8 protein-coding genes, 1 tRNA gene and 1 pseudogene are annotated in these 6,444 nt (G+C 71.8%); 5 read left to right on the forward strand and 5 right to left on the reverse strand.

Annotated features, from left to right (window positions below; all coding sequences use genetic code 11):
- The first annotated feature begins 82 nt into the window (after positions 1 to 82).
- The 3 genes from PCC79_RS06810 (at position 83) to PCC79_RS06820 (ending at position 1,537) form a co-directional block, all read left to right on the forward strand.
- Positions 83 to 874 carry a sigma-70 family RNA polymerase sigma factor gene (locus tag PCC79_RS06810; protein WP_342373376.1) on the forward strand — a complete coding sequence of 264 codons (792 nt, stop codon included), beginning with the start codon at positions 83 to 85 and terminating at the stop codon, positions 872 to 874.
- 44 nt (positions 875 to 918) lie between these two features.
- Positions 919 to 1,425, forward strand: coding sequence for a hypothetical protein (locus PCC79_RS06815; RefSeq protein WP_232548185.1), 507 nt, complete (start codon positions 919 to 921; stop codon positions 1,423 to 1,425).
- Between the two features lie 36 nt (positions 1,426 to 1,461).
- A tRNA-Asn gene (locus tag PCC79_RS06820) sits at positions 1,462 to 1,537 on the forward strand.
- A gap of 93 nt (positions 1,538 to 1,630) precedes the next feature.
- Here PCC79_RS06820 and PCC79_RS06825 read toward each other — a convergent pair.
- The 3 genes from PCC79_RS06825 to PCC79_RS06835 all read right to left on the reverse strand — a co-directional run bounded on the left by PCC79_RS06825 (position 1,631) and on the right by PCC79_RS06835 (position 4,668).
- A complete protein-coding gene (locus PCC79_RS06825; RefSeq protein WP_342373377.1) occupies positions 1,631 to 2,602 on the reverse strand; it encodes an SDR family NAD(P)-dependent oxidoreductase in 972 nt (323 codons plus the stop codon).
- Between the two features lie 88 nt (positions 2,603 to 2,690).
- Positions 2,691 to 3,281: a TetR/AcrR family transcriptional regulator gene (locus PCC79_RS06830; protein ID WP_342373378.1), complete on the reverse strand. Its 591-nt coding sequence runs from the start codon at positions 3,279 to 3,281 to the stop codon at positions 2,691 to 2,693.
- Positions 3,262 to 4,668 carry a DUF222 domain-containing protein gene (locus tag PCC79_RS06835; RefSeq protein WP_342373379.1) on the reverse strand — a complete coding sequence of 469 codons (1,407 nt, stop codon included), beginning with the start codon at positions 4,666 to 4,668 and terminating at the stop codon, positions 3,262 to 3,264. The genes PCC79_RS06830 and PCC79_RS06835 overlap by 20 nt, the downstream gene beginning before the upstream one ends.
- A 187-nt stretch (positions 4,669 to 4,855) precedes the next feature.
- Between PCC79_RS06835 and PCC79_RS17395 the strand changes: the two are divergent.
- Positions 4,856 to 5,143 (forward strand): annotated as a pseudogene (locus PCC79_RS17395) (DUF3558 family protein); the annotation flags it as partial.
- Between the two features lie 6 nt (positions 5,144 to 5,149).
- Positions 5,150 to 5,533 (forward strand): hypothetical protein, encoded by a 384-nt coding sequence (locus PCC79_RS06840; RefSeq protein WP_342373381.1) that lies wholly within the window; start codon positions 5,150 to 5,152, stop codon positions 5,531 to 5,533.
- Between the two features lie 167 nt (positions 5,534 to 5,700).
- Here PCC79_RS06840 and PCC79_RS06845 read toward each other — a convergent pair whose 3' ends face one another.
- Positions 5,701 to 5,928, reverse strand: coding sequence for a hypothetical protein (locus tag PCC79_RS06845; RefSeq protein ID WP_232548180.1), 228 nt, complete (start codon positions 5,926 to 5,928; stop codon positions 5,701 to 5,703).
- A 54-nt stretch (positions 5,929 to 5,982) separates the two neighbouring features.
- On the reverse strand, positions 5,983 to 6,297 hold the full coding sequence (locus tag PCC79_RS06850; RefSeq protein WP_342373382.1) for a copper chaperone PCu(A)C: 315 nt from the start codon (positions 6,295 to 6,297) through the stop codon (positions 5,983 to 5,985).
- Between the last annotated feature and the right edge of the window lie 147 nt (positions 6,298 to 6,444).

Below are 6,444 nucleotides of genomic sequence, written 5' to 3' on the forward strand. Positions count from 1 at the left end.
CGATCGGTGTTGGCGGCCAGGGGCGTCCACATCTGCGTGAGGGCGACTGTCCCGGGGCAGGTTCGGGGGCGACGCTGAACCCATGACGCAGCAGACTCGACGTGATGATCGCCGGCCGAACGAGGCCCGGCTCGCCCGCCGCATCGAAGCAGGGGTGGTGGCCGGTGCGGTGCTCGCCGGGCGCATGACCCCCGCCGACCCTGTGCCCGAGGCCGATCTCCGGGCGCTCGTGGCCGACGGGTGCGCGGCCCGTGCGGAGCTCGTGGCCGCCCACGGCGGCCTGGTGTGGCTGGTGGTGAATCCCGTCGCGAACCGGACGGGGCCCGATCGCGACGAACTGCGTCAGGAGGCGTGCCTCGGCATGCTGGAGGCGATCGAGCGCTTCGACCCGGCGCGGGGCTGCTTCGCGACCTTCGCGCTGGTGCGCATGCGGTTGCGGGTGGGGGAGGCGGCCGCCACGCGGCTGGGGGCGCTCGGGCTGCCCGCCAAGCGAGCGCGGGCGTGGTGGCAGGTGCAGACGAGCAGGGCGGCGCTGGAGGCGTCCGGGCGGACGCCGGGAGTGGAGGACATCGCGCGGCAGAGCGGCCTGGACGCGGCCCGCGTCGGGGCGCTGCTGGGGTGGCGGACCACCCGGCCGCTCACGGACGAGGACGAGATCGCGCTCGGCGAGCCGGCCGAGGAGCGCGGGCCGCTGGTCGAGGAGTTGCTGCAGGCGCTGGACCGTGACCAGCGCGTGCTGATCGCGCACCGCTACGGGATCGGGCGGAAAGCGGCCGGGTCGTGCGCCGAGGTGGCGCAGCTGCTGGGGGTGAGCGAGGCCACCGTCCGGCGGCGCGAGCGGGCGGCGCTGGCCGTGCTGCGCCGGGCGGCGTGAGGCGGCTGGCGGGGGCGTGGCGTGGAGCACGGCACAATGGTGCGGTGAAGCTGTTTCCCGAGCGCCTGGACGCCGCCACCCGCCAACGCCTGGCCGACCATGTCGGTGGCCGCCCCCGCGTGCTCGCGTGGGGCCGCGCGGAGACGGGCGCGGTGGTGGCGCTGCCCGACCGGTTGTGCGTGCCCGGGACGAACGGCGGCTGGGACGACGTGCCGTGGCACGACGTGCTGCACGGGGGTTGGGACGATGAGGGCAAGGCGTTGCGGTGGACGCGGCTCTCGACCAGTGAGCAGCAGGCGGTCGTGCTCGGTGAGCCGGGCAGCCTGCCCGAGGTGTTCCGCGAGCGGGTGGAGGCCACGTTCCTGTTCTCCCAGGTGGTGCACCCGCGCCCCGGCAAGGCCATCACGATCACGGCACGGCGCAACCTCGCCGACGGGGACGCCCGCATCCTGTGGACCGCCCACCCGGCGCGCGGCGTCCGCATGGACGCCGAGACCCTCGCTTTCGCCGAGCAGGAGCTGGCCCGGTTGCGGGCCGAATATGCGTTCTGAGACGAGGTTTGCTAGTGTTGCGACGCGCCAGAGCGATCCCCTGTAGCTCAATTGGCAGAGCATCTGACTGTTAATCAGAGGGTTACTGGTTCGAGTCCAGTCGGGGGAGCCAAGCCGGTGTCCAGTGGACACCGGCTTTGTTTTGCCCGGGGTGCTCGTCAGCTGAGGCGCGTGGCCGTGAAGGGCACCTCGCCCATGGGTCCGCTCACCGTTCCGGTGAGCGTGTCGCCGTGGGGGGTGCAGACTCGGCGGTGGGTGCGGACTGGGTGGTGGGCATGGCGGCGGACGGGCCTGTCTTGACGCTGGCACTCTGCCCGCCGTCGACCACGATGTTCTGGCCGGTGATGTACTCGGCCAGGTCGCAGGCCAGGAACAGGGCGGCGCGAGCGAGGTCGTCAGGGAAACCGGGCCGACCCATCGGCACCATCTGCTTGATCAGCGCGCCGAACTGCCCACTCTCGATCGCCTGGGCGGCTGCTTCCGGCAGGTGGACGGGGAGGTCGTTGCCCAACACCTTCGACAGGTCACCGGACGCGAACGCCGCGAGCCGCTCCTGGGTCATGGTGGACCCCGGCGTCAGCGCATTGACCGTGATGCGGTGGGGTGCGAGTTCTTGCGCGAGCACGCGGGTGGCGGCCCACAGGCCGGCCTTCGCGATGCTGTACACGGCGAACATGGGCGTCGCGTTGACGAACGCCGTGGAGAGCAGGTTGATGATGCGGCCACCCCGGCCGCGCTCCACCATGTCCGCCGCCGCGTACTGGGCCAGGAAGAAGGCGCCCTTGGTGTCGGTGTCGAGCAGCCGGTCCCACAGTTCCTCATCGGCCTCCAGGGCGGTGCCGGGAGGGAACGTCGCGGCGTTGTTGATCAGGATGTCGACCCCGCCGAAGCGCTCCCGAGTGGTGGCCACCAGCTGGCGGGAGTCGTCAAGGTTGCCGATGTCGGCGACCACGCCGACGCAGGTGCCGGGCAGGTCGGCGGTCGTCTCCTCCACGGCGCGCAGCGCGTCCGCGTGACGGGCCGTGAAGACCACGGTGGCGCCGGCCTCGGCGAGACGCCGGACGATCGCCTCACCGATCCCGCGGCTGCCGCCCGTGACGATGGCCGTGCGGCCTTCCAGGGAGAGGAGCTGGTCGAAGGGCAGGGGCTGGGGCATGGTGAACGGCAGGGCGCTCATGGTGGGACTCCTTCACAAGTCGAGGTGCTCTCGAACCTAGGCCTTGCCAGGCACGCGAAAAACCGATGACGCCGCCGAGTTGTTCCAGTTACGCGCCCTGGGCGATGGCCCTCAGGGAGGTGAGCAGGCCGTGCCCCAGGGGGCTGCCCATGAGCTCCGCCAGCCGGTCCGGGGTCACCTCGTCGCCGGGAACCGCCAGCACCGCGACGAGACCGCCGAACACGAACTCCAGCTGGTCGCGCTGCCCCGGGGAGAGCCGCGCCGCATCGACGCCGGCGGCCTCGAGCCACAGGGACGTGAGCGACCGCTTCAGGATGTCGGTCAGGGTGACCGAACCGCTGCGTGCGAACAGGACGGCGCGCGCGAAGTGGGCACGCACGTCCGCGGACACCTCGACCGGCCAGTCCGTCGTGTCCTCCTGCCCCGGTGAGCGTGTGCTGAACGTCCCCAGCACGCGCCGCGGGAGGTCGGGGAGCAGGTTGCGCTCGAACAGCTGCTCGGCCATGTCGTCGATGTTGGCGAAGTAGTAGTAGAAGGTGTTGTGGTTGACGCGGGCGTGCGCCGACAACGCGGCGACCGTGAGATCCGCGTACGGGCGCTCCGCCAGCAGGCCCCAGAACGCGGCCTCGAGCCGCTCCTGGGCGCTGGGGCCCTGCTGGTCAGCGCGGGGGCGGGGCATGGCCGAGCCCTGGCAGGTGCAGGCGCACGGCCTGCGGCGGATAACGGAGGTCGAGGCGAGGGCGCGACCGCGCCGGCGGTGCGACGGGGGCCGCGTTCGGGAGCCGGTGGGTGCCGGACCGCGTGACGAGGTACTGGCGGTGGTGGGGGCTGGTCCACAGATACGTGCCGGGGACGAGGGCGTCCACGTGCCAGCCGCCGTGGGTCTTGCCGCGATGGGGGGTGCGGCCGAGTGGGGCGAGGTTGGCCAGGCTGGTCTGACCGGGCGGCCCGCCCGCACGGTGGGGAACCGTGTGGTCCAGGTCGCAGGCCCGGGCGGGGGCACTCGCGTGGGGGAACGTGTCGTAGGGGTTGCGCAGGGTGGCCGCGAAGCGGAGTCGCTCGGGGATCTCGTAGGAGTCGACCGGCGCGAGGGCAGCCGGGTCGAGCACGGGCCGGATGGCCAGGTGACTTCCCGAGAACAGCTCGGGCAGGTGGGTGACCAGGGACGGACCCCAGCCCTCGATACGGGCGACGCCGTCGGGCTCGGAGAGGGCCTCGGCGGCCACGTGCACCACCAGCGTCGCCCTCCGTTGCGGGGCCGACGCCGGTTGCGCGTCGGGTGTGGTTCCGGGTTCGCCGAAGAACATCCGCGCGAGGACCCCGACCGCGGCCGCACGCGCCTGCTCCACGGTGGTGGGCATCGTGGCGCTCGGGGTGGTGGATTCGAGCATGTCGCGGCCGATGATGTCGAGAGCCTCGTCGAGGGCCAGGCCGTCGGCTGCGCGGAGGCGGCCACCAAAGCTGACGTGACCATCGGACAGCTTGCCCACCCACACGTGCGTGTGGCGGCGTTCCTGCTGGGCGCGGCGGGCGGCCTGCGCGGGATCGGCCTTGACCACCAGCCCCTTCAAAAGCCGGGTGGCTCGGGGCCACGGTAGGCCCGCAGCGGCCGCTCCGGCCATCTGCTCATCCACCCACTGCGCTCCCGCGCGGTCGAGGTTGGCGCACTCGGTGGTGATCCGACGCGCCTGGTGCACCCGCATCGCGCCGGACTGGACGGCCTCCCACAGGGCGGGGTGGCGATCTCGGAGGTTGACCGCGTCCGCGATCCGGGCGGCAGCGTCCGCCGGCCGGATTCCGAGCAGGGGGCCGACCTCGAGGGCGAGGAACTCACCGACCACGGCGGTTCCGTCGGCACCGGCTGGCAGGGCGCGCTCGATGCCCTCCACCCGGGCGCAGGCACCCAGGGCCGCCGGCTCGTCGATCTCCCAGTGGTCGGCCAACCAGAGCAGGGCCCGGACCTGTTCGACCTCGGCCTCGCGCTGGGCGGCCGCGGCGGCAGCCAGGCGATCCAGACCCGCATCCACCGGGTCCGGGCCGCCATCTGTGCGCGCCTCCCACGTCATGCACCCATACTACACGATTAGAACAGGCGTACCAATAGATCAGAGCAGGAGATGGAATGACTGCTCATGCCGCATGCTTGCCGAAGGCTCGACCGGAAGCGACGTCTTCGGTAGGCTCCCGAACCGAGGAGGAACTATGCGTCACAAGCTCTTGGCGGTCGTCCCTGCTGCCGGTCTCCTGATGATGATGGCTTGCTCCTCACCAGCGACGAGCTCGCCTGTTGCGCCTCCCAGCGCGCCGGCGCCGGCCGCGAGCTCGCCCGCGGCGTCGTCGCCTCAGTCGCCGTCTGCGGCCATAACTCCTCCGCAGAACGCCAGCGCCACATCTCCCTCTGATCCTTGCGGTCTGCTGGGGCCTGAAGAAGTGGCGCGGTTGACCGGCGAGTCTGGTACGCCTGCGACCTCGGAATCTGGCCAGACTGCGGGGATGCCGAACTGTCAGTGGACGGCGTCGAATGGTCTGGTCGTACAGGTCCTGAGCATGGATGCCTCCCAGTGGGCGAAGGCACTGCCGGACGCGGTGGAGACCATCGAGCAGGCGATCGACTCGCCGCAGTTGGCGCCCATGAAGCCTCGGCTGGAGCGCGTGAGGGAACTCATCGCGTCGGGTGAGACGCTGTCCAGCACTGATGCATGCTCCATCTTCTCGACCCTTGCGGAGATGGGGGGTGAGCCGGCCGGAAGCCAGGTGACGCACCGGGTTGTCCCCTCGAACGAGAACCCGCTGGCCGTGAACGTGCAGATATGTGAGGCGGGTTGGTACACGTCGTTGCAGTTGATGTCGCCGCAACAGAAGTTGCCTGAACCGCTGCCGATTGAGCAGGTCACGCAAGCAGCGCAGGCGGCCCACGAACGCGCAGGCTGAGACTTCAACTGCCGCCCGCCGGAGGGCTGTGGCGTTCGGGCCCACCAGGCCGTGCACGTCACTCCACGCCCATGCGATGACAGCGACCGGTACGACACCGATCAGGGCCAGCCACTGGCCCGGGAGGTGGCGGGGGAGTCGGTGCGGAGTCGGTCAGCGCGGTTCAGTCAGCGCGGCGTCAGTCGGCGGGCCGGGAGGGTGGCGGTACGGAGTTCGCCGTCCTTGACGTAGGCCACCAGGGCCTCCCACTCGCCGCCCAGGTTGGTCCATTGCGCGATAACCCCGGGCAGGACGCCGTCCACGAAGCACCACGGCGTCCGGGGCTGGGCGGAGGGGGTGGTCGCGTCCACGCGGTCGGCCAGCGCCCCGAACGCGGCATCGGTCCGGGAGCTCATGGCCCCAGCGTGGCACGACAGGGCGGCTTTGTCGAACAGAAGTTCGAATACCGGCTACTCGACCTCGACGCCCGCGGTGAACTCCACGACGCCCTCGGTGCCGAAGTAGGCCTGCAGGGCTACCTCCTGGCCGGCGGTGACCGCTTCGGTGACCCCGGTCAGGCGTACCACGACCTGGTCGTTGCCGATCTCGGCGCTGCCGCCGGCCGGCACCTCGAGGCCCGTCGAGAGCGGCGTCAGCTCGTCACCGGCAGGCGTCCCGAGCTGCACCATGCCCGCGCACGGGCAGGCGACGGCCCGCAGGGTCACCGCTTGGTCCCCCTCGTTGGTGAAGGTCGCGATGAGCGTCGCGTCGTCGCCGGAGCGCACGAGCGTGGCCTCGCTCGCCGCGACGCCGGCCGGCGCCGGCTCGGCGGTCTCCTCGGCAGCAGCCTCGCCGGCACCCGCGGCCTCGCCCTCCGTCGCGGCGGGGGTCGTCGCGTCGGTTGTGTCCGGTGCCGTGGGGGGGGGCGGTGC

The organism is Propioniciclava soli (assembly GCF_038502305.1).
In the GTDB taxonomy this organism is placed as follows: Bacteria; Actinomycetota; Actinomycetes; order Propionibacteriales; family Propionibacteriaceae; genus Propioniciclava; species Propioniciclava soli.

Bases quoted from the DNA above. Each gene is read 5' to 3' on its own strand.
- PCC79_RS06810 (WP_342373376.1), top strand. From the start codon at position 83: ATGACGCAGCAGACTCGACGTGATGATCGCCGGCCGAACGAGGCCCGG.
- PCC79_RS06825 (WP_342373377.1), bottom strand. From the start codon at position 2,602: ATGAGCGCCCTGCCGTTCACCATGCCCCAGCCCCTGCCCTTCGACCAG.
- PCC79_RS06830 (WP_342373378.1), bottom strand. From the start codon at position 3,281: ATGCCCCGCCCCCGCGCTGACCAGCAGGGCCCCAGCGCCCAGGAGCGG.
- PCC79_RS06835 (WP_342373379.1), bottom strand. From the start codon at position 4,668: ATGACGTGGGAGGCGCGCACAGATGGCGGCCCGGACCCGGTGGATGCG.
- PCC79_RS06840 (WP_342373381.1), top strand. From the start codon at position 5,150: ATGGATGCCTCCCAGTGGGCGAAGGCACTGCCGGACGCGGTGGAGACC.
- PCC79_RS06845 (WP_232548180.1), bottom strand. From the start codon at position 5,928: ATGAGCTCCCGGACCGATGCCGCGTTCGGGGCGCTGGCCGACCGCGTG.